Annotated in this window: 21 protein-coding genes, 1 tRNA gene and 4 pseudogenes; 16 read left to right on the top strand and 10 right to left on the bottom strand. The window is 62.5% G+C overall.

What is annotated here, in order from left to right; all coding sequences use genetic code 11:
• The first annotated feature begins 5 nt into the window (after positions 1–5).
• The 5 genes and pseudogenes from selA (at position 6) to NKI16_RS16575 (ending at position 4,727) form a co-directional block, all read left to right on the top strand.
• Positions 6–1,427: an L-seryl-tRNA(Sec) selenium transferase gene (selA, locus tag NKI16_RS16595; protein WP_352923365.1), complete on the top strand. Its 1,422-nt coding sequence runs from the start codon at positions 6–8 to the stop codon at positions 1,425–1,427.
• Positions 1,414–2,205: a tetratricopeptide repeat protein gene (locus tag NKI16_RS16590; RefSeq protein WP_352923362.1), complete on the top strand. Its 792-nt coding sequence runs from the start codon at positions 1,414–1,416 to the stop codon at positions 2,203–2,205. The genes selA and NKI16_RS16590 overlap by 14 nt, the downstream gene beginning before the upstream one ends.
• A pseudogene (gene selB / locus NKI16_RS16585) lies at positions 2,202–4,037 on the top strand (selenocysteine-specific translation elongation factor); the annotation flags it as partial. The gene NKI16_RS16590 and the pseudogene selB, both read left to right, overlap by 4 nt.
• 123 nt (positions 4,038–4,160) lie before the next feature.
• Positions 4,161–4,256 (top strand) — tRNA-Sec (locus NKI16_RS16580).
• Between the two features lie 15 nt (positions 4,257–4,271).
• Positions 4,272–4,727 (top strand): hypothetical protein, encoded by a 456-nt coding sequence (locus tag NKI16_RS16575; RefSeq protein ID WP_352923359.1) that lies wholly within the window; start codon positions 4,272–4,274, stop codon positions 4,725–4,727.
• A gap of 564 nt (positions 4,728–5,291) precedes the next feature.
• Here NKI16_RS16575 and NKI16_RS16570 read toward each other — a convergent pair.
• Genes NKI16_RS16570 through NKI16_RS16560 form a run of 3 tightly spaced genes read right to left on the bottom strand, consistent with a single transcriptional unit; the run spans position 5,292 to position 8,387 of the window.
• The gene (locus NKI16_RS16570; protein WP_023678712.1) at positions 5,292–6,164 is read right to left on the bottom strand and encodes a carbohydrate ABC transporter permease; all 873 of its coding nucleotides are present in this window, start codon (positions 6,162–6,164) and stop codon (positions 5,292–5,294) included.
• On the bottom strand, positions 6,161–7,051 hold the full coding sequence (locus NKI16_RS16565; RefSeq protein ID WP_352923356.1) for a carbohydrate ABC transporter permease: 891 nt from the start codon (positions 7,049–7,051) through the stop codon (positions 6,161–6,163). Before NKI16_RS16565 ends, NKI16_RS16570 begins: the two co-directional genes overlap by 4 nt.
• Before the next feature lie 43 nt (positions 7,052–7,094).
• Complete coding sequence (locus NKI16_RS16560; protein ID WP_352923353.1) at positions 7,095–8,387, bottom strand: ABC transporter substrate-binding protein; 1,293 nt, start codon at positions 8,385–8,387, stop codon at positions 7,095–7,097.
• A 328-nt stretch (positions 8,388–8,715) separates the two neighbouring features.
• On the opposite strand from NKI16_RS16560, the gene NKI16_RS16555 reads away from it, so the two are divergent.
• The 7 genes from NKI16_RS16555 to NKI16_RS16525 are packed head-to-tail and all read left to right on the top strand — an operon-like array spanning position 8,716 to position 14,981.
• A complete protein-coding gene (locus tag NKI16_RS16555; protein WP_352756160.1) occupies positions 8,716–9,981 on the top strand; it encodes an extracellular solute-binding protein in 1,266 nt (421 codons plus the stop codon).
• Positions 9,982–10,008: 27 nt separating this feature from the next.
• Entirely contained in the window at positions 10,009–10,941 is a 933-nt protein-coding gene (locus NKI16_RS16550) for a carbohydrate ABC transporter permease (protein WP_352877136.1), read from the top strand.
• Between the two features lie 2 nt (positions 10,942–10,943).
• Positions 10,944–11,777, top strand: coding sequence for a carbohydrate ABC transporter permease (locus NKI16_RS16545; protein WP_352644276.1), 834 nt, complete (start codon positions 10,944–10,946; stop codon positions 11,775–11,777).
• On the top strand, positions 11,774–12,514 hold the full coding sequence (locus NKI16_RS16540; RefSeq protein ID WP_352906979.1) for a PIG-L deacetylase family protein: 741 nt from the start codon (positions 11,774–11,776) through the stop codon (positions 12,512–12,514). The genes NKI16_RS16545 and NKI16_RS16540 overlap by 4 nt, the downstream gene beginning before the upstream one ends.
• On the top strand, positions 12,511–13,386 hold the full coding sequence (locus NKI16_RS16535) for an ROK family protein (protein ID WP_352923350.1): 876 nt from the start codon (positions 12,511–12,513) through the stop codon (positions 13,384–13,386). Before NKI16_RS16540 ends, NKI16_RS16535 begins: the two co-directional genes overlap by 4 nt.
• Positions 13,383–14,153, top strand: coding sequence for a GntR family transcriptional regulator (locus NKI16_RS16530; RefSeq protein ID WP_352644270.1), 771 nt, complete (start codon positions 13,383–13,385; stop codon positions 14,151–14,153). The genes NKI16_RS16535 and NKI16_RS16530 overlap by 4 nt, the downstream gene beginning before the upstream one ends.
• Before the next feature lie 36 nt (positions 14,154–14,189).
• On the top strand, positions 14,190–14,981 hold the full coding sequence (locus tag NKI16_RS16525; RefSeq protein WP_023722251.1) for a sugar isomerase domain-containing protein: 792 nt from the start codon (positions 14,190–14,192) through the stop codon (positions 14,979–14,981).
• Positions 14,982–15,032: 51 nt separating this feature from the next.
• Here NKI16_RS16525 and NKI16_RS16520 read toward each other — a convergent pair.
• The 3 genes and pseudogenes from NKI16_RS16520 to NKI16_RS16510 form a co-directional block, all read right to left on the bottom strand.
• Positions 15,033–15,671, bottom strand: a pseudogene (locus NKI16_RS16520) (IS5 family transposase); the annotation flags it as partial.
• Between the two features lie 157 nt (positions 15,672–15,828).
• On the bottom strand, positions 15,829–16,257 hold the full coding sequence (locus tag NKI16_RS16515) for a type II toxin-antitoxin system VapC family toxin (RefSeq protein ID WP_352451707.1): 429 nt from the start codon (positions 16,255–16,257) through the stop codon (positions 15,829–15,831).
• Positions 16,257–16,502: a type II toxin-antitoxin system VapB family antitoxin gene (locus NKI16_RS16510; RefSeq protein WP_023678723.1), complete on the bottom strand. Its 246-nt coding sequence runs from the start codon at positions 16,500–16,502 to the stop codon at positions 16,257–16,259. The genes NKI16_RS16515 and NKI16_RS16510 overlap by 1 nt, the downstream gene beginning before the upstream one ends.
• Before the next feature lie 408 nt (positions 16,503–16,910).
• Between NKI16_RS16510 and NKI16_RS16505 the strand changes: the two genes are divergently transcribed.
• Positions 16,911–17,141 (top strand): hypothetical protein, encoded by a 231-nt coding sequence (locus NKI16_RS16505; RefSeq protein ID WP_352906977.1) that lies wholly within the window; start codon positions 16,911–16,913, stop codon positions 17,139–17,141.
• A 110-nt stretch (positions 17,142–17,251) separates the two neighbouring features.
• On the opposite strand, the gene NKI16_RS16500 is transcribed toward NKI16_RS16505, so the two are convergent.
• From NKI16_RS16500 to NKI16_RS16485, 4 genes are all read right to left on the bottom strand, one after another.
• Positions 17,252–19,297: a CHASE2 domain-containing protein gene (locus tag NKI16_RS16500; RefSeq protein WP_352923346.1), complete on the bottom strand. Its 2,046-nt coding sequence runs from the start codon at positions 19,295–19,297 to the stop codon at positions 17,252–17,254.
• 15 nt (positions 19,298–19,312) lie between these two features.
• Complete coding sequence (locus NKI16_RS16495; protein ID WP_023678725.1) at positions 19,313–20,137, bottom strand: FecR family protein; 825 nt, start codon at positions 20,135–20,137, stop codon at positions 19,313–19,315.
• Entirely contained in the window at positions 20,134–21,408 is a 1,275-nt protein-coding gene (locus NKI16_RS16490) for a tetratricopeptide repeat protein (protein ID WP_352923343.1), read from the bottom strand. Before NKI16_RS16490 ends, NKI16_RS16495 begins: the two co-directional genes overlap by 4 nt.
• A gap of 476 nt (positions 21,409–21,884) precedes the next feature.
• Complete coding sequence (locus NKI16_RS16485) at positions 21,885–23,072, bottom strand: magnesium transporter (protein WP_352923341.1); 1,188 nt, start codon at positions 23,070–23,072, stop codon at positions 21,885–21,887.
• Between the two features lie 426 nt (positions 23,073–23,498).
• Here NKI16_RS16485 and NKI16_RS16480 point away from each other — a divergent pair, with 426 nt between their 5' ends.
• The 3 genes and pseudogenes from NKI16_RS16480 to NKI16_RS16470 all read left to right on the top strand — a co-directional run.
• Positions 23,499–23,879 carry a hypothetical protein gene (locus tag NKI16_RS16480; protein WP_352923339.1) on the top strand — a complete coding sequence of 127 codons (381 nt, stop codon included), beginning with the start codon at positions 23,499–23,501 and terminating at the stop codon, positions 23,877–23,879.
• Positions 23,880–23,981: 102 nt separating this feature from the next.
• Positions 23,982–24,207 (top strand): annotated as a pseudogene (locus tag NKI16_RS16475) (transposase); the annotation flags it as partial.
• Positions 24,202–24,669 (top strand): annotated as a pseudogene (locus NKI16_RS16470) (TIM barrel protein); the annotation flags it as partial. The pseudogenes NKI16_RS16475 and NKI16_RS16470, both read left to right, overlap by 6 nt.
• Positions 24,670–24,875 lie beyond the last annotated feature (206 nt).

Raw genomic sequence — 24,875 nt, 5'->3', positions numbered from 1 at the left:
ATACGATGACCGCTTCATCCGCAAACCCTTTGCGCAATCTTCCGTCGGTCGACCAAGTGCTGAGGACCCCGCTGGCGGCGGCCGCAATCGAGCGCTTCGGACGGCAGGCCGCGACGGAGGCCATTCGCCGAGCCGTCGCCGATGCGCGAATGGCCTCCCGCAATGCCGGAGCCGTCGTGCCGGAGGCAAACGATCTTGCCGGCGACGCGCTCGTGCAGCTCAGGGACGGCGAACGCTCTTCCCTGCGCCCCGTTTTCAACCTGACCGGAACGGTGCTGCATACCAATCTCGGACGAGCCCTCCTCGCGAAAGAGGCGGTCGAGGCTGTTCGGCTGGCGATGCGCGAAGCGGTGGCTCTCGAATTCGATGTCGAGAAAGGCGAGCGCGGCGAACGGGACGATCATCTTCGATCGCTCGTTTGCGAGCTGACCGGAGCCGAGGATGCAACCGTCGTCAACAACAACGCGGCTGCCGTCCTTCTCGTGCTCAACACGCTGGCGCTCGGTCGCGAAGCGATCGTTTCGCGAGGCGAGTTGATCGAGATCGGCGGCTCTTTCCGGATGCCCGAGATCATGACGCGCGCCGGCGCCAGGCTTGTCGAGGTCGGCACCACCAACCGCACGCATCGCAAAGACTATGTTGCGGCGATCGGCCCGGAGACCGGGCTCATCCTCAAGGTGCACACGTCGAACTACCGGGTCGAAGGATTCACGGCCGAGATCCGGGCACCCGAGCTCGCTTCCATCGCCAAGGCGCATGGGATACCGCTGGTCCATGATCTCGGCTCGGGCACGCTGGTCGATCTAGCCCGCTACGGCCTTGGGCGCGAGCCGACCGTGCGCGAGGCGGTCGCCGACGGCGCCGATCTCGTCACATTCTCCGGCGACAAGCTGCTTGGCGGTCCGCAGGCGGGGTTCATCGTCGGCCGCAAGGACCTGCTCGCAGCGATCAGCCGCAACCCGATGAAGCGGGCGCTCAGGGTCGACAAGCTTCGTTTGGCCGCGCTCGAGGCGACGTTGAAGCTCTACCGCGACCCCGACCGCCTGGCCGAGCGCCTGCCGACGCTAAGGCTGCTCTCGCGCTCGGTGTGGGAGATTGCAGCGCAGGCAAAGCGCCTTGCTCCCCTGGTTGCTGAGGCCGTGGGCGAAGCCTTTGCGGTCGACACGGTGGAGTGCCGGAGCCAAGTCGGATCCGGCGCGCTGCCGCTCGAAACGGTGCCAAGCGCCGGGCTTGCTCTCAAGCCGCGCTCAGGGAGCGGTCGGGCGCTCGAAGCGCTTGCGGCTGCGCTGCGTGGGCTGGGCGTCCCCGTGATCGGGCGCATCGAAAACCAGGCGCTCGTGCTCGATTTCCGCTGCCTGGAAGACGAGGCGAACTTCATCGCTAATCTAGCCGGCTTAAATCCGGGAGGAACCGATGCGCTGGCTTGACCGCCTTGCGCGCCGCCCAGCCGAGACGCCTGTGGCCGCACGCATGACCGAGGCCCTCGAAGCCGCGCGGCGAGGCGATCATGCCGTGGCTCTCTCCATATGGGAGCCGCTGGCTCACCAGGGCGTTGCCCGCGCTCAGAACAATATCGGCGCCTGCTTCGCCGAAGCGCTCGGCGTCGAGCGTGATGCGGAAATGGCCTTTCGCTGGCTGGCGCTCGCCGCCGAGGCAGGGGATCCTGTCGGGCAAAGGAATTTGGCGTCGCTCTATTTCCGCGGCGAAGGAGTCGAGCAGGACTTTCGCCGGGCGGCCGAGTTCTATCGGGCCGCAGCGGAAACTGGCGACGGACCGGCGCAGGATATGCTGAGCTGGATGCTGCTGGAGGGCGAAGTGATGGTTCCCGATGTCGGCGAGGCGCGACGTTGGGCGCTTGCCGCGGCCGATCAAGGCATCGCATCCGCGATGACCCGGATCGGCATGCTCTATCACAATGCGCTCGGCGTGCCGCGCGATCCGGACGAGGCTGTCCGCTGGTGGCGCCGTGCTGCCATGCGAGGAGACGCCGAAGGGCAGGCAATGCTCGGGGCCGCCTGCCATCTTGGCACGGGCGTGCCGGCTGACGCGGTCGAGGCGCTGGTTTGGCTCCTGCGTGCCGAGGCAGGCGGCAGCGCCCTTGCCAGCCGCTATCTGGCTGCAGTGCGGGCCGAATTGAGCGCGGGCGATGCCGCCGAGGCCGAGCGTCGCGCCGCCGCGCCGTGGCCGGAGACCGCATTATCATGATCGTTGGCACGGCGGGACATGTCGACCATGGCAAAACTGCGCTGGTGCATGCGCTGACCGGTATAAACACCGATCGTTTGCAGGAGGAAAAGACACGCGGCATGACGATCGATCTCGGCTTCGCCTATTTGCCGGTGCCGGGTGGGGATAGCATCGGTTTCGTCGATGTTCCCGGGCACGAGCGTTTCGTACACACGATGCTCGCCGGCGCCAGCGGCATCGACTTCGTGTTGCTCGTGGTGGCCGCCGACGACGGCGTCATGCCGCAAACCCGGGAGCATCTCGCCATCGTCGACCTGCTCGGTGTCAAGCGCGGCGCCGTCCTGCTCACGAAATGCGATCTGGCCGGTCCCGAGCGCCGCACCGCGGTGGCGAGCGATATCCGCTCGGTGCTTGCCGGGAGGATGCTTGCCGAGGCCCACCTGATTCCCGTCTCGGTCGTTACAGGCGAAGGTATCGATGAACTCAGGTATCTCTTGTTCGAGGAGGCGTCGCATCTTGCCCGGCGTGCAGTTTCGGGCCGTTTTCGATTAGCGGTGGACCGCTCTTTCACGCTGCGCGGCGTGGGCACCGTCGTGACGGGCACCGTGCTTTCGGGTTCTCTCGGTATTGGGGACAACGTGGTCGTAAGCCCGTCGGGATTGCTTGCGCGGGTTCGATCGATCCACGCCCAGAACCGGCCGACTGAACGTGGTCGGTCGGGAGACCGTTGCGCGCTCAATCTGACCGGCGAAAGGGTTTTCAAGGAGGCGATCCGGCGCGGCGACGTAATTGTCGATCCGAAGCTTCACGCGCCGTCGGACCGGATCGATGCAAGCCTTCGCGTTCTGCCGGGTGAACGCAAGCCGATCGGCCAATGGTTTCCGGTGCGGCTCCACCATGCCGCGACGGAGGTCGGGGCGCGCATCGTACTCCTCGGAGACGAACCGATCGAGCCTGGCGGCACGGCCAATGTTCAATTGGTGCTGGACAGTCCGATCGCGGCCGCTGCCGGCGACGTTTACGTGGTGCGCGACACCTCCGCGCAGCGAACCATCGGCGGCGGACATTTTCTCGATCTGCGGGCGCCCAGCCGCAAACGCCGCGCGCCGGAACGGCTGGTCCAACTCGATGCCCATGCGCTATTGGCGCCCGAACTGGCCGCCGCCGCACTCCTTGATGCGCCGCCCCACTATTTCGACCTGAAGGCTTTCGCGCGCGACAGGGCGCTTAGTGACTGCGAGACGGAAGGCCTGATCGATCAACTCGGGCTTGTCCGTTTTGCCGTCGGAGAAATGCTCCTCGTGCTGTCGCCGGAGCGCTGGTTGCGATTCAAGCGCGACTTGGCCGTGACCCTGGAGACCTTCCATGCCGACAATCCGGATTTGCCAGGCGTAGGAATGGAGAGACTGCGTATTGGGCTTGATCCACGTCTGCCGGCGCCCGCTTTCACGGCAGTTCTGCGGAGCCTTTCGCACGCTCGAGAAGTTGCCTTGGACGGCGCCTGGGTGCGGCTGCCCGGTCATGAGGCGCACCTGACGGCAAAGGATGAAACTCTCTGGCTGCAAATCCAGCCTCTCATCGGCGGACCCGAACGGTTCCATCCGCCGAGAGTGTGGGATATTGCCGAGGTGCTGGCCGCGCCGGAGACGGAAATCCGGCGGCTTCTGAAGCTTGCCGGCCGCATGGGGAAGGTCCACGAGGTCGCTCATGACCACTTCTTCCAGCGCGAGGCGTTGGCGCAGATCGTGGAGATCGCGCGCGACCTCGCTGCGTCGATGCCCACAGAGCAGTTCACCGCTGCTCAATTTCGCGATCGCGTGGGCAGCGGACGCAAGGTCGCCATCCATATCCTCGAATTTCTCGATCGGCACGGCGTGACGCTGCGGCGGGGAGACTTGCGCCGTCTGAACAGGCGCAGGCTGGACCTGTTCCGCCTGACAGGCGAGGGTGAGCCGCCGATGGCGCAAATTTCTGGAGGAGCATCGTCCCCGGTGGGGCGTCCGGACTTCAAATCCGGGAGGGGCCGCGAGTCGGTCTCTGGTGGGTTCGACTCCCACTCTCTTCCGCCATCCTAGTGAGCCAAGATGAACCCGACGGCTTCCTTTCTGAATGACCTGAAAACGACGGCTGAGACCGCCAGGACAACCGAGGCAAGCTTCAGGCGACAAGCGGCCAATCAGATCGCGGTTCTGGAACAGGAGCGCGCTTTCGCCTTTAGGCGGCTCAATCTCATGCAGGCGATCTCGGACGCCGTGGCCTCAGCCGAAAGTGAGGAGATCGCCGTGGCCAGCGCTTTGGCCGTCCTGCGCTTGCGGCTCGGCTGGAATGCGGACAGCGAGGCGCGCACGGAAGCGATCACGCATTTTGGCCCCGTTGCGCTTGCGTTGTTCCAGGCTGCGAGGCTGCCCGAGGACGAACCCGCCACCAATATCGGCGAGGCCCTTGCGATTTTTGAGCATTGGTACTCCGAATCCCGGGGATCGCCGTTCTGGTTGCTATTCGAGCACCAGATCGTGGACACGCCGCTGGTCGACTTTTGACCGACGGACTTTTCGGCATACCCGGATGTGAAAGCAGAGAGCGCAACGTCGCTTTATTACCGACGACACGATGCGGTAACCGGCGCGTCGGTCACCGCCGCAAGCAGCTGCTTTGGGGGCGGACGCCGGAAGGCGTTCACTCCCATGACATAGGAGCCATATTCGAGCCTTATGTCGTCGAGGTTGACAAATTGACCGGCTACCTAGAGATCGCGCGCGCTCTCAAGCCAGGGGATATGTCACAGAACGAAAGGCGCTCGGCGCCAGGAACGGCGCGCAAGAAGACAGAGAGCAATCAGCAGGCGGCCCGCGGAGCGCGGCAGCATGGCCACTCGCACTTCCTCTTTGGTGTCGAAACCCGGCCGAATCCGGCTAACTGAGCCAATGGTGCGTGGCATTTGGGCATTGACAGGCGATGTACGCGGAAAGGCGAGCTGGCCGACCATGCACCAGGACATAGGTGGTTGAGTTTGTTCGGTAAGTGACAACAACGTACGTCCGACGTTCACTTTGTGAGGCATTCGCATCAGATTCGCGACAAACAGATAGCCAATGCCGCCGACGCTATCCCTTGACCGCCGAGCCGACGATCGAATCCACGAAGAACCGCTGCAGCAAGACGAAGAGCACCAGTGGCGGGAGCACGGCAAGCGTCGCCCCAGCCATCACCAGTCCCGTGTTGAGAGCGCCTCGATTGTAGCTGAGCAGGCGACTAAGGCTGATGACGATCGGATATTCGTGTGCATTGCCCTGTAGAACGGTCAGCGGCCAGAGATAGCTGTTCCAGTGATAGACGAAGGCAAACAGCGCCAGTGCCGCGATTGCCGGCGCCACGCTCGGCGCGACGATCTTGAAAAGGATCAGGAGTTCCGACGCCCCATCCATCCGTGCTGCGTCGATCAGATCGTCGGGCACGCCGGCTATGAACTGGCGCATCAGGAAGATGCCGAACGCATTGGCGAGATTGGGCACGATGATACCGGCAAGGCTGGCGTTCAGGCCGATTGATCCGACGAGACGGTAAAGCGGGATCAGCGTGACGATCGGCGGCAGGAACATGGTGGCGATCAGCACCGAAAACAGCAGTGAGCGGCCGGGAAAGTGATGCTTGGCGAAGGCGTAGCCAGCCATCATGCTGGTGACCAGAATGCCGGCGGTGGTGATCGTGGCGATCACGAGCGAATTCCACATCGAGCGGCCGACATTGATGACGCCGGACACTTTCTCGTAGGCTTCGAGGGTCGGCGTGCGCGGTATCCACACCGGCGGCACCTGCATGGTTTCGGCCGGCGTTTTCAGGCTGGAGAGCACCATCCACAACAGCGGGAAGGCGGAGGCCACGGCAACCAGCAGCATCAGCGTGGCGAGCAGCGCTCCGCGGCCCGCCAGGCGTTTGCGCGCCAACCGGCTCGATGCTGAGCGGCCCGGCGCGCTCATTCGTCATCCTTCCGGTTGGCGAATGCAAACAGCGCACACACAATGACGATCAGCGCCAGCATCAGCATCACTGCCATGGCCGAGCCCAGGCCGCCTTGTGCCCGCTCGATGCCGACTCGGCGGATATGGTAGGTCAGCACGTTGGTCGAGCCGACCGGCCCGCCTTGGGTGATCAGCGCCACCGGCTCGAACACCTGCACGGCGTTGATGATGGCAATGACGGCGCTGAACAAGAGCGTGCGGCTCAATAGCGGCAAGGTGATGAAGCGGAACTGTTCGCGCCGGTTGGCGCCGTCAAGCGTCGCCGCCTCGTAAAGACTGCCCGGGATCTGGGTCAGCCCGGCAACGGCCAGCACCGTAAAATAGCCGATCTGCTGCCAGACATTGAGGACGACGATCGAGATCAACGCCGATCTTGGCGAGGACAACCAGAGTTGCGGGCCGATGCCGGCGAGACCGAGCACCTGGTTGAGCGGCCCCTCGCTCGGCGAATAGAGCTTCGACCAGACCAGCGTCACGGCGATCATCGGCACCATGTAGGTGGAAAACAACACGGTCCGCAGCGCCGTGCCGCCTGCGACATCGCGCTGGTGGACCATCAAGCCGAACACTACCGAAAGGGGCAGGATGAGCATCACCGACAATGCCGTGTAGATGGTGGTGTTGAGCAGCGCTCGCTTGAAATCCCGCCCGACCGAGGTCGGCCCGAATATTTCGCGAAAATTGTCGAAGCCGATGAAGCTCGCATTGGAAAAAGGCGTCTGCGTCGACCAGTCCTGGAATGACAGCCAGATGGTGAGCAGCATCGGCAGCAGGATGAAAACGCCGATCAGTGTCACGGCGGGCGCCAGCATGATGCCCGCCGAGGCACGATAGGTCCTGATCATCGCTCTGCTTCCAAAGCGTCGGGCTCTCGAAACAGCGCCTTCGCTATTTGGCGGCACGCTGCAGGATCGAGACGGCATCGGCCTGCGCGTTCGCCTGCGCATCCTTGGCCGAGAGCTGCCCATACTGCAACGCCTCGAGCGTCTGCTGCAGCGATTCGCTGAACTCCTGGCCGCCCGGGACGACAGGGAAGGGCTTGGCGTCGGCAAGCACGCTGACATAGCCGGACAGGAACTCGGAACCGAGCTTGTCCTTATGGGCTTCGATGTCGGAGGTCCGCGTCGGCAGGATGCCCATCGACATCAGAATATCCGACATTGCCGATGCGCCGTTCTTGCCGGACTTCGGACTGTTCAGCCATACCAGGAAATCCCATGCCGCTTTTTGTTCGGCCTGACCGGCATTGGCGTTGACGACGGTCATCCATGAATAGGAGATCGAGTGCGGCTTGTCGCCGCTCGGACCGACCGGGATGGGTGCGGTGGCGATATTGGAGAACTTGTCGCCCATGCCGCTCTTCAATGCGCTTTCCCACCAGTTGGCCATGATGATCATGCCGGTCTTGCCGGAGACGAAATTGTCTAGGAAGGGGCCGGTTGTGTTGGCGTCGGCCGTGGCCATCGCCGGATCGCTGGCGCCGGACTTGATCAGGTCCTCGTAAAGCTGGAAAGTCTCACCGGCTTGAGGACTGTCGAGCATCGGTTTGCCGTCCTTGACCAGCTCGCCGCCATTGGAGACCAGCAGCGAGGCGAAGGGATGGACGACGCCCGCCGCCCAGGAATTGATCATGCCGAAGCCTTGCTGGCCGGCATCTTTCCTGGTCAGCTTCTGGGCCGCATCCTTCAATTCGGACCAGGTCTTCGGCGCGGCTGTGATGCCTGCCCGTTTGAACAGCCCCTTGTTGTAGTTCAGCGCATAGACGTCGATCTCGTTTGGAATGCCGTAAAGCGTGGCGCCAACAGAGGCCGCACTGACGACACCGGCCGGCCACGCACTCTTGACCTCGCCGGCAACCGCATCGGGGGCCGGCGCGACCAGCTTGTCTCGCGCCAGTTCGGGCAGCCACAAATCATAGATGCCGCCGATCGTCGGCCCTTCCGAGCTGCCGCCCTGGGAACGCAGTGTCGTCAGGAGATCGCCGAAGGGGACGGCGCGCACGGTGACGGTCACATCCGGATTGCTCTTGGTGTAGTCCTTGGCCGCGGCGTCCAGCAAAGCGACCGTTTCGGGCGACCAGTGGGTCAGATAGGAGATGTTGACCGATTGGGCCCAACCAATGGTGGGCGAGGCCAGCAACCCTGCAGCCAGTGCCAGTTTCGAGATCCAAGCCAAAGACATCCGACCCTCCGCGTAGCCACACAGCGATGTCCATGACGTTATGACAACGTGAAGCAACGATGCAAGCGCTATCTTCGTGGAGAGCTCCTGCCGGTGTTGCGGCGTTTTCTTACTGCGGTCCACAAAAGCATGCGATATTACTTTGTGAAAACAAATTGTTAGCTGATACAGTTCGAGCTGATTCTCCCCTGCCGGCCATGCCCGAACATAGTGCAAGGCACTTGCGGTCGAAGTCATGTCGTTATAATGACATGGGAAAAGCTTATGACTGCCTCTCGGCTTTTGAACCGCCGTGGGAATGACAATCGACAAGAATGGGAGACTGAGTATGTTTTCAATTCATCGACGCGCCGCACTCGGCCTGATCGGCGGCTTTGCCGCAGTCTGCACCGGGGTCTTCACCGCATTGCCGGCAAAGGCTGACGACACCGTGACCCTGTGGAGTTGGCGCACCGAGGACGAGGCTGCGATGCGCCGCATCTTCGACGCCTTCGAGGCCAAGACTCCCGGCATTAAGGTCAACATCCAGTTCACCCCCGACGCCGACTACCAGAACCGGCTGAGCACGGCGCTGCGTGGCGGCCGCGGGCCTGATATCGCCCAGCTCAAGGCTTACGGCGAACTGCAGCCGTTCATCGAGGGTGGCTATCTCGACGCGCTCGACGACAGCGTGCCGGAGCTGAAGAGCATGCCCGATCGCGCGCTGGGCGGCGCTCGTGGCCGCGCCGACGGCAAGATCTATGGCGTGCCCTATTCGGTGCCGATGATGGGTGTCTTCTACAATCAAGACATCTTCGCCGCCCAGGGCATCGAAATCCCCAAGACCTACAAAGATTTCGTCGCCGCCTGCGAGAAGCTGAAAGGGGCGGGGATAATGCCAATAGCCGCCGGCGGCGCCAACGGCTCCGCCTGGGCGCTGGAGATCGGCGTCGGCGTCGTCGGCCCGACCATCTATGGCCCGGGCTTCTACGACGAAATGATGAGCGGCAAGGCGACCTTCGAGGATCCGCGCTACGTGGCTGCCCTGAAACGCTATGCCGAGTTGAAACCGTATTTCTCCGACGGCTTTGCCGGGGTCGATTACACCACCTCGACACAGCAATTCATCGGCGGCAAGGCGGCCATGTTCTTCGGCGGCTCGTTCGAGAACGGCAGCTTCAAGGCGCAGAACCCGAAGCTGAAATTCTCGATCTTCCCGTTCCCCGCCGACGATCCTGCCACCAAGCTCTACACCTCAGCCTTTTCAGACGGCTCCTATGGTCTGGTCTCTGAAAGTACCAACAAGGAGGCAGCGATCAAGGTGCTCAACTTCATGGCTTCGGCCGAGTTCGCGCAGCTCTTCGCCGACGAGTTGGGCTGGCCGCCGGCCCGTACCGACGTCACCGTGAAAGACCCGGTACTCGCTACGATGATGGAGATGTCGAAGAATTCCACCCCCTATCTGACGCTTGTCGGCTTCCGCTGGCAGACGCCTACGGCCTCCTCGATCCTGCAGTCCGAGATCATCGACATGGTCGAAGGCAACATCACGCCGCAGAAGCTGGCGGCCGACATGCAGGCCGCCGTCAGCAGCTGGTTCAAGCCGAAGCAGTAGGCGCTCACACTCTGCGCGAAACAGCACATGATCGCCCGTCGCCGCAAAAGCAGCCTCCAGCGCACCCAGCAGCGCATGGCCGTGCTGTTCATCCTGCCGGCATTGGTGGTTTATGCGCTGTTTGTCCTTTATCCGCTGCTGATGTCGCTGTGGGGCAGCTTCTTCGTCTGGAGGGGCCTGCGCATGCTGGAGTTCGCCGGCCTGTCGAATTTTACCCGCCTGTTCGTTTTCCCGAGCGGTGGGCGGCTCTACGGAGCGCTCTGGCACAACGTCGCCTGGTTCTTCGGCATCATGCTGTTCCAGAACGGCCTTGGTCTGCTGTTGGCCTGGCTGCTGTTCCTGCGCGCCAAAGGAGCGGCCTTCTTCCAGTCGGTCTTCTTCTTCCCGGCAGTGCTGAGCCCGGTCATCGTCGGCGCCCTGTGGCGGCTGCTGCTGGCGCCCGGCGGCACCATCGAATGGATGCTCAACGGCCTTGGCCTGCATCAAGGCAGCCTGACGGTTCTCGGCAACAGCCACACGGCACTCGTGATGCTGATCGCCGTCGACGCCTGGAACTGGATGGGCCTGCCGGTGCTGATCTACACCGCCGGTCTCAGGCAGATTTCGTCCCAGATATTCGAGGCTGCCAGGCTGGATGGCGCCGGCAGCGGCCGCATGCTGGTCTCGGTTGCCCTGCCTTTGCTGATGCCGGCCGTCGGCACGTTGACGACGCTGTCATTCATCAACACCTTCAACCAGTTCGACATCGTCTATGTCATGCAAGGCGTGCAGGGCAATCCAAGCTATTCGACCGACACGCTGGTAACCTATTTCTACCGGCTCGCTTTCGGCGCCGAAGGCGCGGTCGGTATCACCGATATAGGCCTGGCGCTGGCGCTCGGCACGCTGCTGTTCCTGATCCTGAGCATCGGCACGCTTTTGATGTTGCGCTTCTTCGACCGCCGCACGGTGCAACTGTGAACATGCTCGCCGTTCCTCAACAGCTTGCTCGGCTGCCCGGCTGGACGGCGCTCGTCTTGTGGACCGCGGCGGTGCTGCTGCCGCTCTACATTCTCGTCGTCTCCTGTTTCAAGACCACGGCGGAGATCTACGACAACAGGCTCGGCCTGCCGCAAAGCTTTGCCTTCGACAATTTCGTGGCGGCCTGGACGCGCGCCGATCTCGGCCAGAATTTCGTCAACAGCCTGATCGTCACCGGCGGCGCGGTGATCCTGACCATTGTCGTGTCGGCAATGGCCGCCTATCCGCTGAGCCGCTACCGGCTGGGATGGAACGGCATCATGCTCGGCCTGTTCCTGGCCGGCATCATGCTGCCGATCCGGCTTGCCTCGGTGGAGCTGTTCACGCTGATGCGCAACCTTGGCCTGCTCGATTCGCTGACCGGCCTGATCCTCGTCTATTCGGCCATCCGCATTCCCTTCGCCGTCTTCATCTTCGCAAACTTCATGCGGGTGCTGCCGTCCGAGCTCGACGAGGCTGCGCGCATGGATGGGGCCGGCGAGGCGCGCATCCTGTTCCAGATCGTGCTGCCAATGGTGAAGCCAGCCGTATCGATCGTTGCCATCTTCACCGCTATCGCCGTCTGGAACGACTTCTTCTTCCCGCTGATCTTCATTTTCGACGACCGCTACAAGACTGTTCCGCTGGCGATCAGCGTGTTTGTCGGCCAGTTCCGCACGGATTGGGGCCTGGTGTACGCCTCGCTTGCCATCTCCATGGCGCCCATCCTGATCATGTACTGTCTGCTTGCCCGCCAGATTCGCGAGGGCGTTGGCTCAGGGGGAGGCGCGAAATGATCGAGGACAAGGTCTATGCCGCACGCTCGATCCTGGTCGTCGGAGCGCACGCCTTCGATGCCGAGGTGATTGCCGGTCCACTGGCGGCGACGGTGGTGCAAGGCGGTGCCGAAGTCACCTTCCTGCATCTCAGCATGGGCGAGCAGGGCCATCCAAGCCTCGCCCCCGAGCACTATTGCGTCCAGAAGGAGGAGGAGGCCGCAAAGGCAGCCGCGCGGCTCGGGGTCGGCATGCGCAGTCTCGGGCTGCACGACGCCTTCTTGCCTTGCGACGACGAGACGGCGCTCAAGGTTTGCGATGTTGTGCGCGAGTTGAAGCCGCAAATCGTCATCACCCACTGGCATGGCAGCTGGCACAAGGACCATCGCGCCGCGGCCCGACTGACACAGACCGGTATTTTTTTTGCGGCATTGCCTACGCTGAAGCGCGACCATGGCGCATACACGCCGCAACTGCTGCTGTTCGGCGAGAACTGGGAGGACGACGAGGGCTTTCGTGCCGAGCATCTCGTCGACGTCAGCGACGGCTTCGACGCCTGGAGCGAGGCGGTGCAGGAATACGAACTTGCACGTGGCCTGAGCAGTTTCCCCTATGTCGATTATTACAGCGCACTTTATCGGCTGCGCGGCTGCCTGCGCGGCACGCGCTACGCGCAGGGTTTTGTGACAGCGTCGCAATCCTGGCATGCCGGCAGCGGGCTGTTCGCGCCGGCTGCCAATCGGAGCCGCTCTCGATGACACGCGTTCTGGCCATCGATCTTGGCGGCACCAATTTGCGCGTCGCAATCCATACCGGCGATGTTCGCTGGCTGGAGATGCTGAGCCGCGAGCCTGCGCCGGCAAGCCTTGATGCCTTCGTCGCCCGAATCGGTGCCTTGCGCGCCGAGGCCGGTCCGGTCGAGGCACTTGGCCTGGCGGTGCCGGGGCTTGTCGAGGGCTCGATCTGCCGCTGGGTTCCGAACCTGCCCTATTTCGATGGTGTCGACGTCGCGACCTTGTTTCCTCGTCTGTCTGTTGCCATTGGCAACGATGCGCAGATCGCCATGCTGGCCGAGGCGGTCGAAGGTGCCGCAAAAGGCCTGTCTGATGCCATCCTGCTGGCGATCGGCACCGGCATCGGCTCCGCCGTTCTGGCCAACAACCGCATCGTCGCCGGCGCACGGGGCGGCGCCTGCTCATTCGGCTGGGCCTGCGCCGACATCGAGGATGAAGGCGAGGACCGCAGCGGCTGGCTGGAGCGCTTCGCTTCCGGGCGGGCGTTCGACGCCGCGGCGCGCCAGGTCGGGCTGGCCAATGGCGGCAGGCTTGTCGAGGCCGCGCGGGCTGGCAACACGGCCGCACTTGACGCCTTGGAACTGCCGGCGCGCCGGCTGGGCACTGCCCTTGCGGGTGCGGTCGCGCTGCTCGATCCGCAGGCGATCCTGATTTCCGGCGGGCTTGCCGATGCGCTGGACGTGGTCGGACCGCCGCTGCTTGCGGCATTGCGGCGTCAGCTGCCGCCGCATCTGCGCGATGTCGTGCTGCGGTCCGGCGAATTCGGCTCCCGCGCCGGTCTCGTCGGCGCCTCGCTGGCCGGTCTCGCCGGAGCACAGTGGAGGCAGATAAGATGAGCCAAGTCAGCTTCCAGCTGCCCGACCGCCGAAGGCCCGAGCCGCTCTGGTATCAGGTGGAAGAGGCCATCCGCGCCATCGTCAAGAGTGGCGAGTGGGCGACTGGCGACCAGATTCCGGCCGAAGACAGACTGTGCGCCCTTTTCGGGGTGAGCCGCATCACGCTGCGCCACGCGCTGCGCAATCTGGAGGAGCACGGGCTGCTCAGGCGCGAACATGGCCGTGGCACCTTCGTGCGCTCCACCACGCTGGTCGCTGGCACCCGCGAACTCACCAGCTTCACGCAGGAAATGGGCAATATGGGCGTGGTCGCCGGCTCGCGCTTGCTCGACTGCAGCCTGACCACCGCCAATGCCGCTGCGGCCGGAGCGCTGGAGATCGAGGAGGGCGACCCGGTGGTGCGCATCCGGCGGCTCAGGCTCGGCAACAACGAACCGATCGGTATTCAGACTGCGCAGCTCTCGGCCGCGCGCGTGCCCGGCTTTCTCGATGCCGGCCTGTTGCAGGGCTCGCTCTACGAAGCGCTGGAACGCCATTACGGCATCGTGCCGGTCGCGGCACGCGAAAACTACCGTGTTGGCGCGGTCGGGGCGGCGGATGCCGAGTTGCTCGATCTGCCTGCGGGGAGCCCCGCTTTCGTGGTCGAGCGCATCACCACCGACGAGCGTGGCGCATTCGAATTCACCGTCTCGGTCATGCGTGGCGACCGCTACGAAATCCGCTCGACGCTGCGTGCCGGTCGCGCCGCGCCAACCGCAAGAAGCTGAGCCATACCCAAGCCGACCCATAACAGGAGTACCGACGTGTCCGATCTTTACATACCTCGCCTTGCCGCCCTCATCGAACAGGCCTCGAAAGCCAATGCCGAAGCCTTTGGCGAGGCGGCCAGCCGCTTTGCCGACACGCTCGAGAGCGGCGGGTTGGTTCATCTTTACGGCTCGGGTCACTCGGTGTTGCCGGTCCAGGAAGTGTTTCCGCGCTACGGCAGCTATGTCGGCTTCAATCCGCTGACCGACCCGCGTGTCATGTGGCATAACGTGCTCGGCGCCGGCGGCGTGCGCGAACTTCTGTGGCTGGAGCGGACCGAGAAATACGCCGAGAAATTCCTCGACCACCAGCCGCTGAACAAAGGCGATTCGATCATCATCTTTGGCCACAGCGGCCGCAATTCGTCCGGCATCGACACCGCGCTTTATGCAAAAAAACGCGGCATCTTCGTCGTTGCGATAACTAGCAAGAACAATCTCGACAAGCCGGCGACGCACTCTTCCGGCAAACGGCTTGCCGATGCCGCCGACCTTGTCATCGACACCTGCTCGCCGATCGAGGATGCCATCGTGCCGGTCGAGGGCTGGAGCCGACCGGTCTCCGGTTCGTCGACCGTGCTTGCCATGATCCTGGCGCATGAGCTGATCGCCCGCACCGCCGAGGCGCTTTCGAAACGCGGCATCGAACTGCCGGTTTTTGCCTCGCCGACAATTGCCGGCGTCACACTGCACGACACCGACGTCATCTATGGCGTCTATCGCGAGAAAATGCTCGAGGCACAGAAGAAGCACCTGCCGACCTTCCAGGCGACCATGCGCGGCGAATGACAACCGGGGAGGGCACGCAAAACGCCAGGACGTAGACTCATTACCGCGTAGCCAGATGCGAGTTGAGACGAGTCTCAGGGCAGCAAGGTAGTTTTCTGCCAGCTTGTCATATCGAGTTGCGATGCGACGCAACTGCTTGGCCTTGTTGAAGAAGCGTTCGACGAGGTTGCGGGCCCTGTAGAGGAAGGGGCTGAAGCACATCGGGTCCTTGCGGTTGGCCTTGGGCGGGATGTTGGCCCATGCCTTTTGCTCGGTGACGGCATTGCGCAAGGCGTTGGCATCATAGCCCTTGTCGGCGAGCAGCATGGCACCCTCGGGCAAATCCTTGATCAAGTCCGCTGCGTAGGCGATGTCACTCATTTGACCTGCCGTGAGCGTCAGCTTGATCGGCATGCCTTCGGCGTCGACAAGAGCATGGATTTTGGTCGTCAGCCCGCCTCGGGAACGACCGAGACAATAATCTCGATCCCCCTTTTTGCTGTCGCGCCATGCTGATGGACGCGAACAATGGAGGTATCGATCATCTGCATCGTTGCATCATGGGCTTTGGTGATGCCATGCATGAGGCGGTCCCACACACCTGCTTTCCGCCATCGAACGAAGCGATTGTAGCAGGTGGTGCGTGGGCCGTATCGCCCCTGGCAGATCGCGCCATGGCGCACCCGATCGCAGCACCCAGAAGATGCCGTCTGCCCGCTGTGCCTGGACGGTGATCGTGCCGAAGAAAACCAGTGCTGCAGCGAACGTTCCTCGTAATATTGCGTTTAACCATGAAAGACGACGATTCGCCCAAAGCATGCAAAAGGGCCCATCGGCTCTCGCGCCGCGATGCAAGGCCAGGAAAGCCTTACGCCAGATCAGTTTGTGAAAAGTCATTGCCCTTGTAAAGCAGGGCAAGCCGGTGAGCCTTCGCGCAAGCGTAGGCAAAACAATCGCCGAAATTGAGATCGGCTTTGTGCCCGACTGCTTTGCCGTATTTCATGCTGGCTTCGATCGCCCGGTCGCCGATGTCGCCGGATATCATGATTTCTTTGCCGGCGATCTCGATCAAAAAGGCGTCGACGGTATCACGGGCTTGCGCCAGCATGTCGGCCGTGGGCTTGGCGTTCTTTTTGATGGCTTCGGCCGACGCTCGCGCGAGACCCTGGACTGCCTCGAACCGGACGAGCGGGGAGATATACAGCGGCTTGGTCGCGGCCGCGAGCCGCTTTTCCAGTTCTTCCGCGCCAGGTTCCTCGTTCAGGATGGCAACGATCACCGAGGCATCGACGAACATCAGTCGTCGCTCCACATTTGGTCGGTGAATTTCTTCATATCGAAATCAGGGTTGGCCGGCCCGATCCGCCGCGCCATTTCCTTGACTTTGGCAAGTCTCTCGCGCAGCGGGACGCTGCCGCGGTTGCGCTCGATCTCGTGGCGCAAGGCGGTTCTGACGGCCTCGGTCTTGCTGCGCGCGTTGGTAATGTGCTGCAGCTCGACGGCCATGGCGTCGACGTCGGGATCGCGAATGAAGAGCGGCATTTTGTATATCCTCATGAGTGATATATGTATATCATACCGGAGATATACTCGCCAGCGAATTCGCGAGCGGCGGTTTTGATAAGGAGGGGAGGGAGGAATGCAGCTCGCGAAAATCCGTCGGGAGGTTCGGTTCTGGTGCTCAGTCCTTGGAATTGCTCGGCGTCTGAAACACGTCGCTCCGGCCATGTCACTGTCAACGCCGACATGCCCAAGGCGTATCGACGCTACGTGCGCCGACGCATGCGCATCCCAACATCCGCGGCGACCGATTGATGTCGATAGACCGCCCACGCGCCCGACGAGGCCAGCGCCAGCTGCATCGATTGCGTCAGGTTCATAACGGCCATAATCCCGGCCCAGCGAACTCTCTCGTTAGGGCAGCTCGGGGAATGCTACGGCTGGATGCTCTTGGGAACATCCCGAGCGCATGATCCGGCGGCGAGGATAAACAATCTGAACCACGCGCTGCCTCCACATGATGGCGCCGGCGAACTTAACGAAGCCGTGCCGCCATTCGTGGTGAACTGGATAACACGGCCTATCTTCTCGCTCGAAAATTCGGCGGCCTCGACAATCATTGCCGGGGTTACCTCGACCGATCCCTTCGCCGTCTATCCGCGTCTCATCGGCTGTCGCTGATCCGGATTGACAGCCACCCGCAATTAAAGGGCCGTTTGATGACACCTAGGCCTCCCCAGCAGTATTAGTTCACAAAGCAGGTCGGCACCTCTGCGATCCGCTGGATCCGGTCAGCGTGTGCTTCGGGTTCGGGGTGCAAGATCAGGCGGTGCCATTTGCACGGATGGCAGCGAACCAACCACCACGGCAGGGGCGCCAGATTGCTCACCACGTTGGCTCTCTAGTTCGCGGCTCATACTTTGGTGAGCAGCTTGCATCTCCGGAACGGTGAAAACCGGCACCTCGCCCTTGAAACCCTGGAGTTCAAAGGCGCCCGCCTGGACGACCGGCATCGATGCTCCTTCGGCAAAGCCGGGGCCAAGCACCAGGGGGATGCCCAGCTTCTTGGTCGTCGACTCGAGCCGTGCCGTGCGGTTCACCGGGGAGCCGATCGCGGTGTAATCGAAGCGCCGTTCGGAGCCGAAATTGCCTACCGAGCAAATGCCCGTCTCGATGGCGACGCCGATTGCGATGGAGGGGTGGCCGTCCGCGCTGAAGGCGGCGTCTTCACGCTTCACCCGTTCGATCAGGGCAAGCCCCGCGTCGAGCGCGCGCTCGCGATGGTCCGGCTGATCAAGCGGCGCGTTCCAGAAGGCGAGCACCGCATCGCCCATGAACTTGTCGATAGTGCCGTCGCGCTTGAGGATCTCATCGGTCGCAATGCCGAGGAAGTGGTTGACCACCTTGGCGATTTCCTGGGTATCGAGTTGTTCGCTCATTGTCGTGAAGCCGCGTATGTCGCTGAGCAGGATCGTAATCTCGCGCTTCTCGCCGGACAGGATTGCCTCGGTGTCCGAGCTTGCGAGACGCTGCACCACGGAGGGCGACAGATATTGGGAGAACTGTCGTGCCAGGGTGGACCGGCGCTGCTCGCTGCGCCGGTAGAGGACATAGCCTTCGAAGCCGGCTACCAGGATCGTCGCAAGCGCCGGCTGCAGCGGGTCATAGAGTGCACCCTGCAGGCTGTATTCGAGAGCGCCGAACACGAAAGGCGTGACGGCCAGCAGCGCGAGAGCCAGGGCACCAAGCACGACACGCCCGGCGAGCACTCCGGAAAGCCCGATGAAAACGATGGCGCCGAGGACAAACCAGAGCCGCTCAAGCGTACGTGCGTGCGTTGGCTCTGCAAGGTAGCGCCCGGCAAGCATCTGGCCGATCGCATCGGCGTGGATGTCCGCCCCTGGTCGCGCTGGACGCGTCGGGGTGGGCAGGTACTGCGTCAGTCCCACGGCCGACAGATCGACAATAGCGATGGCCTCCCGCAGCCGCGGATCGCCATGGCCCGAAAGGATAGTGCTGGCAGATATACGCGGCGTATCCGTGGCGGTTTCCCAGAGGCGGATGCTCCCCTCCGGCTCGAGCCGCACAATGGCGCCGGCCATCCTGAGTGCGTCGAACCCGGCTGCATTCATCCGGGCTATGTAGCCGTCCTGTCCGGCGTAAAGGCGCAGGAGCTCGAGTGCGAAGGACGGCCACAGCTGCACGCCTTGAGCGGTGTTGCGAAGCCACAGCAGCGGCACATGGCGCAGTACGCCGTCGGGATCGGGCAAGGTGCGAATCACGCCGAGGCCCGCGGCGGCGTTCGAGAATTCGGCAAGCGAGCCGGTCAGGCCGGTGAAGCCGGGAAGTGTGTCGGGTACCTGCCCGACGATCGACCAGCCGGCTTTGGGTTCTGCTTCTGAAACCGTCGCCTCATTGCCTAGGCTGACGGCAAGCGCCGTTCGATTTTTGGCCAGCGCCGCTGCCAGGCGCTTGTCTCCGGCGATGCCCTCAGGCGAGGTGTCGGCCTCTGGCAGTACCAGCGCAAGCCCGATCACCGCCGCGCCGGATTCGGTGATGCCATCGACCAGATCGGCCAAGAGGCCACGGTTCCAGGGCCATCGCCCATGTGCCTTGAGGCTGGCGTCGTCTATCGAGACGATCACGACAGGATTGCTCGTCGCCTGGCGTGGGGCGAGAAACTGGTAGAAGTCGTACGTCCGCTCACGCAGGCGCGACAACGGCCCGTCAAAAGCCAAATGGCAAGCGAGCAGCAGGAGCACGACCACAAGGCCGGATATTTTGCGCCTGCCAGCTTGCCGCCAATCAGCCCAGCGCCAACCGACCAAGAGGCTCATGTCGTGCGGCCAGGCCTAATTGCAGTAGTAGCAGCAACCCTCACCCTCACACTCGCCCTTATCCACGCCCCCGCCCACAGGTGGCGTTAGGCTGTCGGGGAACTCCATGACCACTCCTGGCAATGCGCCGTCCGTGGACTCACAGACTTTGAGCGAGCCGCCGAGTGCCGACGCACAAATCGCGCTTACGTCCAATCCAGGACCCGGTGCGCCTGGCAGGCCGGTGCCGGCTATCCGGTCGATGCTGTCCAATATCGGGAAGGTGTCGATTCCGCCGTAGCCGGTCAGCAGCTTGCCATCTTCCGATGTGCAGGCGTAGCCCGGGTTTGTGATGACCAGCCGTTTGCCATTGATCGTGCAGGTCATGCGGCCGGCGCGCAGTATGCCGACGGTCTGGCCGGCTGCCACCAGCACTTCGATGATGCCGCCTCTCGCCCCCAGCACCATGTGCGGCGTCGCAACCTGCATGACGCCCCCTTTCGAAACCTGGCCGCCATAAAAACGGGCCAGGCCGCTGTTCATCCCGATGTCGATCTTTCCCGATCCGGAGCCCGGATTGTAGACGAATTCATCGATCGTCAGGCTGGTGTTCGGACCAATCTTGGCGCTCGATTCGTCCCGGAACACCAGCATTCCAAGACCGGTGGGATTGCTGCGCAGCTGGTCGCCGAGTTCGACGCCGGCACCAACGTTCATTGTCCCGCCGTTGTTGCGCACGATGTTGGTCTGATAGGCCGTCATCGACCCGACCGTCTCAGCGGCGGATGGTGCCGCGAAGGCAAGGCAGGCGATAAAAATGGCGATCTGACGGTACGGGGTCCTCATCGCGGCCTCTTTCAATTGAGCGTCAACGTATAGCTCATGAGCATTTCGAACGATTTTCGGTCGCGGTTTGCGATGTCGAAATTGGTTTCGCGATAGGCGAGATCGACGCTGATCTTCTGCGCCTCCGTCAGCTGAAAATCGCTTTCGGACGCAATGCGCCAGAAGTCGCTCTTGATATTTGTGCCGATGCCGACAGACAGATCGGGAGTGTCGCTGTGGCCAGCCGAGAAGGCGATCTGGTGCGACCATGCGAAAAGATCCGGTACGTTCATCAACAGGCCGCCATAGCGGACCTCGCCCGTGTAGCTGTGGCCGATTTCGCCAGATCCGGAAGCGAAGTCATTCGAGCCGACCAGCCGCAGTCCGAGCGCCTGGCCATTGCGGAAGCGGTAGCTGCCGCCAGCCTCATAGAAAACCCTGCTATCGGCGAAAATGCCTTGCGAGGCGCTTAGATCGATGTAGCCGCCGCCTGCGAAAAGCGTCGTTTCGACCGTCGGGCGCACAAGAAAGCGCCCACTGACGCCGATGCCGGTCTCGTGGATATCGCTGTCGAAACGATCCGTAACTGTGAACGCCGAAAGCAACAGGCGCAGCGAATCGATCCCACTGTTCGGCAGCCCCTTGTCCCAGGTGATTGCGGCGTTGCCGTGGATGAAGGTCTCCTTGCTACCCGGAACCGACAGGTCTTCCGTGAAAAAGCGCTGTGTCGCCGTCAACGACCCTGAAAGGACGAGAGCGTCGGCGCTTGGCGTGCCGAGGTCCCACCGGACAAAGCCTTCCGCCCGCCCATAGGGCGAGGCGAAGCTGTCGTCGTCCTGCGCCCCGCCGGGCTCAAAGTCGGTAAATGCGCTGAACACGCCGCCGGTCAGGGCGAGTTCCCAGGTGACGCCACGCAACGCGCGCTCGATGCGGGCGAGCAGGCGAACGGCTTCCTGCTGCTCACTTGCGGTCAGGCCTCCGACTTCGATGCCGTACTGCACCTGCCGCCGGGCCAATTCATAGGAGCCGACATGATAATACAACCGGCTGGCCGCCAGCCGGGCGCGCGCATCGCGGGGATATTTGATCAGATACTGCTCGATTGAGGAGATCGCCTGATCGTATTGCCCCGCGTTGACGGCAACTGTGACGAACTGGGCGAGCGTTCCGTTGTCGGCCGGACTGGCTATGCGGGCCGAAAACGCATCGTCATATGCCGTAAAAAGACCTTGTGCGCCGGCCGGCAATACGCCGGTACAAAGCAGCGCCGCGGCGAAGCCGAAGATCGTTCGAAACGAAGATTGCATGCCGAGAACCCACCCCAAACCCGACTAGTGCGAAGGATTTAGCACGACTCTAAGAAAAAGGCGACTGAACTGTCACCAGACCATGCGAGTCTCAGCAGCTGTTGCAGCGGCGCAACAAACTATCGGGTTTATTCGTATTTCGGCTGCGCTGGTTGTCAAAATATCTTCTCAGCGTTGCTGTACATGATTGAAGTATTCGGCACCAGTGGCAACTAACTCAAATCATCATCAGTGGCGGATCGCGCAGCCGACAAGATTAATATTGTTTGCGCGATTCTGCGCGAATCTGGTCACCGAATGAGGCTTCAAGGTCATCCAAAGGTCTTCCGTCGCGTTGCGCAAGGGGTCGGAGAGCTGCCGGAAGGTGCTTCTCACGACGCGTGCGCGATGCGGCCTGGCTCTTGCTACTTCGTTGAACGCGACGAGGTCAGCTTATCGCCCCCGTCGCCCAGGGACGCGTCACCGGACGCGTCTTGCTACAGCACGAGCATGGTGGCCAGCCCCAGCATCAGGCCCATGCCTACAATATCGGTCACGGTGGTGAGAAAGATCGCCGAAGCGACCGCCGGATCGGCGCCGACCCGGCGCAGGCCCAGCGGGATCAGCACGCCGGAGATTCCGGACATGAGGCACGATCCGGACATGGCAAGCAGGATCACAAGTGCCAGCATGGGCGCCTGGGCCGCCGATTCCGGTTGCCTCGAGGCGTAGAACCACATCGCCGCAGCCGCAACAAGGCCGACGAGCACGCCGTTGGCGATCCCGAGCGCGCCCTCCCGCATCACCAGGTGCAGCTTCGGTCGTTTGTCCACATCCCCCAGGGCAAGGCCGCGCAGCGTCATAGCGAGTGCCTGGCAGCCGGTGTTTCCGCTCTGCCCGGCCAAGACCGGGAGGAACGCCGCCAGGGCGACGATCTTCTCGATCGTGCCTGTGAACGAACTGACCACGAAAGCGGCCATGAAGGCCGTCAGCAGGTTCAGCTGCAGCCACGGATGACGCTTCAAGAAGGCTGAAAACAGCGGCGTAAAAGAACGCTCCTCCTTCTGGACACCCACCATCTGGCCAGACTGGGCGGAAATCTCGATGATTTGCTGCTCGAACAAGCGCCAGCCGCGAACCTGCCCGAGCAGCCGGTTCTCCGCGTCCACCACGGGATAGACAGGGTACTGACGGCGTACTGCTGCCTTGCAGGCGTCGCTCAAAGACAGACCGACATTAAGGGCGAACGGCCTGGGCAGCATGATCTGATCCACCGTCGCGTCCGCTTCGCTCAGCATCAGATCGCGCAGGACCACCAGGCCAACCAGTTTATTACCCTCGTCCGTGACATAGAGATAAGTGAGCTCGGTCGGCACCTGGGCGCGTCTGACTGCCTCCACTGCGGCGGCAACCGTCGTCGCGAGAGGAACGCTGGCGGGAATCGGGTCCATCAGCTCGACGAGCGAGTCGGGGACCGCGAAATCCTTGCCACCGCCATGAGACCTGATGGGCCGCATATGCGGTGGCAAATGCTCGGCCACCTTACGGGCGTGCCCGTCCGGCAACAGCTTTAGCGTGTCGCGGATGAACTCGGGAGATTCTCGGGCCAGCAATTCAGCCGCGTCATCAGGTGCTCGAGCACGCAATGTGCGCACCAACTTCTGAACGTCGTTCTCTTCTTTCATTTGCTACGGCCCCCAAATTGCTAGTGTCTTGCCTCTGACAGTATGACACGGATCGGATCGCTCTGTCTGGCGCGCAGTGGCCCAAGCGCCTCGATCCCGAAATCTTCGCCTCTCTGGCCCGAGTGGACCGAACCCAGACAGATCTGCGTCATTGCGTGGGTGCATACAGGCGGGCTGTAACGTCAGAGTGTCGCCGAGAATTTGACGTGTTGCGAACTTCACCGGTCTTTTGGGCTTTGCGAGCACGCCGCACCCATGAAACTTAAACCCGAAAATTCTGCAGAGGCAGGCTCTCCGGCGTTCGAATTGATTGCCTCATCCGGCGCATCTTGCCAGTTTCACCAGCTATTGACGCCACGGCCGGTTAAGATCTGCGACTGCTTGCACAGAAGGATGTGGAGCACGAGCTCCTTCGAGGACGATTTCATGACGGTCTTGCACCAACGCAAAAACTTCGGCAAGTTCGTTGCGTCTTGGGAGAGGGCAACAACAATGAAATTAGCTTGCGTAGGCATGATGCCGGTCGCGGCAATGGTGATTTGCGCAAACTCGTTCGTTCCAACCGCCGCCCGCGCTAACTCGGTTGCCTTCGATTATGGATATCAGATGGCGGCTTATTTGTTTTGCTCTCAATCGATCTATAACGACAGACGTTTTGGCGACTTTCTTGTTGAGGGTGGGAAGTATGACAAAACGAAAGAGTACAATCGTGGCGTTGCCGCTCTGAAAGCCGGGCTCAAAGGCCCCCACCCTAGGAAAGTGTGCTTCGATGCCGCCCGCGCCAGCGGTTGGTGGACCGACCGCTGACGGCTTTCGAACTCGGTCTTTAGTTGGTTGCTTATCGGCTTCGGCTCACCGCCAATCGGCAGGCCGTCGAAGCCGTGCAACCATGCCTCGGCACGCTCGCTGTCGCGGCGCTGGCAATCCGGCTCCACGATTGACGTCCGGGGACGGATCTCGAAAGCCGGCGACTCGGATGTGCGGCGTGCGCTCTGCGAGGCGGTATCGGGTCTGGTGATCCGCTTCAAGGGCAGGGACAAGGTCAAGAGCTGGGGTGAGGCGACCGCCAAACGCTCCTGCCACTGCAGAGCCAGCATCGCGGTGGCCCCGCAAGCTGGCGGTGATCATCATCGCCTTTGAGAACCTCTTCGCCATGGAACCGGGTCAGTGCCGGTAGACCCCGGCCGAGGTGGCGCAGACGGTTAAGGCGGTCGGCCATCCGAACTTGGTGGCGCTTATCGATTTCAGTCACGCCTATATTGAATCCACCCATCGCGACCTGAACTTCCGCGAGCAGCTGCGGGCCATGACGCCGGTGGCAGGGCACCTGCATGTCCATGATTCCTTCGGGGCGGCCGTCTCCATCGAACCTACCTCCCGCAAGAGGATGCAGCACTAGGTTTGGGCGACCTGCACATGCCGCTCGGCTGGGGCGATATCGACTGGGATGACATCTTCAGTGAGTTGGTCTTCTTGCCGGGACCGTCCTAATCATGGAAATCGGACCCCGCTATCGCAACGAGCAGCCCGATTGCCTGGCCGGGCAAAAAACCTCATCAGCTTGAACAATCGCGCTGAGCACCGAGCGGCGGGGTAAAGGTCGAGTACCGCCCCCGCGATGCTGCCAATGTCGGCCAGAGCTGCCGAACTCGTTGGCAGCGAGCTGTGCCGCATTGGCAAGATCGGCCGCAACGAGTCTTGTCGATCCTGTTTTCAATGAGATTGTAAGAAGCGTGCGCCTGCCGTTCTACGATACGTCGGCCAGCATTTGGCTTGGCCAGTCCTTGGCGGTCGAGCACGGGC

Origin of the sequence: Mesorhizobium sp. M0698, from assembly GCF_040320455.1 — a bacterium.
In the GTDB taxonomy this organism is placed as follows: domain Bacteria; phylum Pseudomonadota; class Alphaproteobacteria; order Rhizobiales; family Rhizobiaceae; genus Mesorhizobium.
The sequence above is the reverse complement of the archived record's forward strand: the minus strand, read 5'-3'. Positions and strand labels throughout refer to the sequence as shown.

Coding starts and splice junctions, on each gene's coding strand:
- selA (WP_352923365.1), top strand. CDS start 6: ATGACCGCTTCATCCGCAAACCCTTTGCGCAATCTTCCGTCGGTCGAC.
- NKI16_RS16590 (WP_352923362.1), top strand. CDS start 1,414: ATGCGCTGGCTTGACCGCCTTGCGCGCCGCCCAGCCGAGACGCCTGTG.
- NKI16_RS16575 (WP_352923359.1), top strand. CDS start 4,272: ATGAACCCGACGGCTTCCTTTCTGAATGACCTGAAAACGACGGCTGAG.
- NKI16_RS16570 (WP_023678712.1), bottom strand. CDS start 6,164: ATGAGCGCGCCGGGCCGCTCAGCATCGAGCCGGTTGGCGCGCAAACGC.
- NKI16_RS16565 (WP_352923356.1), bottom strand. CDS start 7,051: ATGATCAGGACCTATCGTGCCTCGGCGGGCATCATGCTGGCGCCCGCC.
- NKI16_RS16560 (WP_352923353.1), bottom strand. CDS start 8,387: ATGTCTTTGGCTTGGATCTCGAAACTGGCACTGGCTGCAGGGTTGCTG.
- NKI16_RS16555 (WP_352756160.1), top strand. CDS start 8,716: ATGTTTTCAATTCATCGACGCGCCGCACTCGGCCTGATCGGCGGCTTT.
- NKI16_RS16550 (WP_352877136.1), top strand. CDS start 10,009: ATGATCGCCCGTCGCCGCAAAAGCAGCCTCCAGCGCACCCAGCAGCGC.
- NKI16_RS16545 (WP_352644276.1), top strand. CDS start 10,944: ATGCTCGCCGTTCCTCAACAGCTTGCTCGGCTGCCCGGCTGGACGGCG.
- NKI16_RS16540 (WP_352906979.1), top strand. CDS start 11,774: ATGATCGAGGACAAGGTCTATGCCGCACGCTCGATCCTGGTCGTCGGA.
- NKI16_RS16535 (WP_352923350.1), top strand. CDS start 12,511: ATGACACGCGTTCTGGCCATCGATCTTGGCGGCACCAATTTGCGCGTC.
- NKI16_RS16530 (WP_352644270.1), top strand. CDS start 13,383: ATGAGCCAAGTCAGCTTCCAGCTGCCCGACCGCCGAAGGCCCGAGCCG.
- NKI16_RS16515 (WP_352451707.1), bottom strand. CDS start 16,257: ATGTTCGTCGATGCCTCGGTGATCGTTGCCATCCTGAACGAGGAACCT.
- NKI16_RS16510 (WP_023678723.1), bottom strand. CDS start 16,502: ATGCCGCTCTTCATTCGCGATCCCGACGTCGACGCCATGGCCGTCGAG.
- NKI16_RS16500 (WP_352923346.1), bottom strand. CDS start 19,297: ATGAGCCTCTTGGTCGGTTGGCGCTGGGCTGATTGGCGGCAAGCTGGC.
- NKI16_RS16490 (WP_352923343.1), bottom strand. CDS start 21,408: ATGCAATCTTCGTTTCGAACGATCTTCGGCTTCGCCGCGGCGCTGCTT.
- NKI16_RS16485 (WP_352923341.1), bottom strand. CDS start 23,072: ATGAAAGAAGAGAACGACGTTCAGAAGTTGGTGCGCACATTGCGTGCT.
- NKI16_RS16480 (WP_352923339.1), top strand. CDS start 23,499: ATGACGGTCTTGCACCAACGCAAAAACTTCGGCAAGTTCGTTGCGTCT.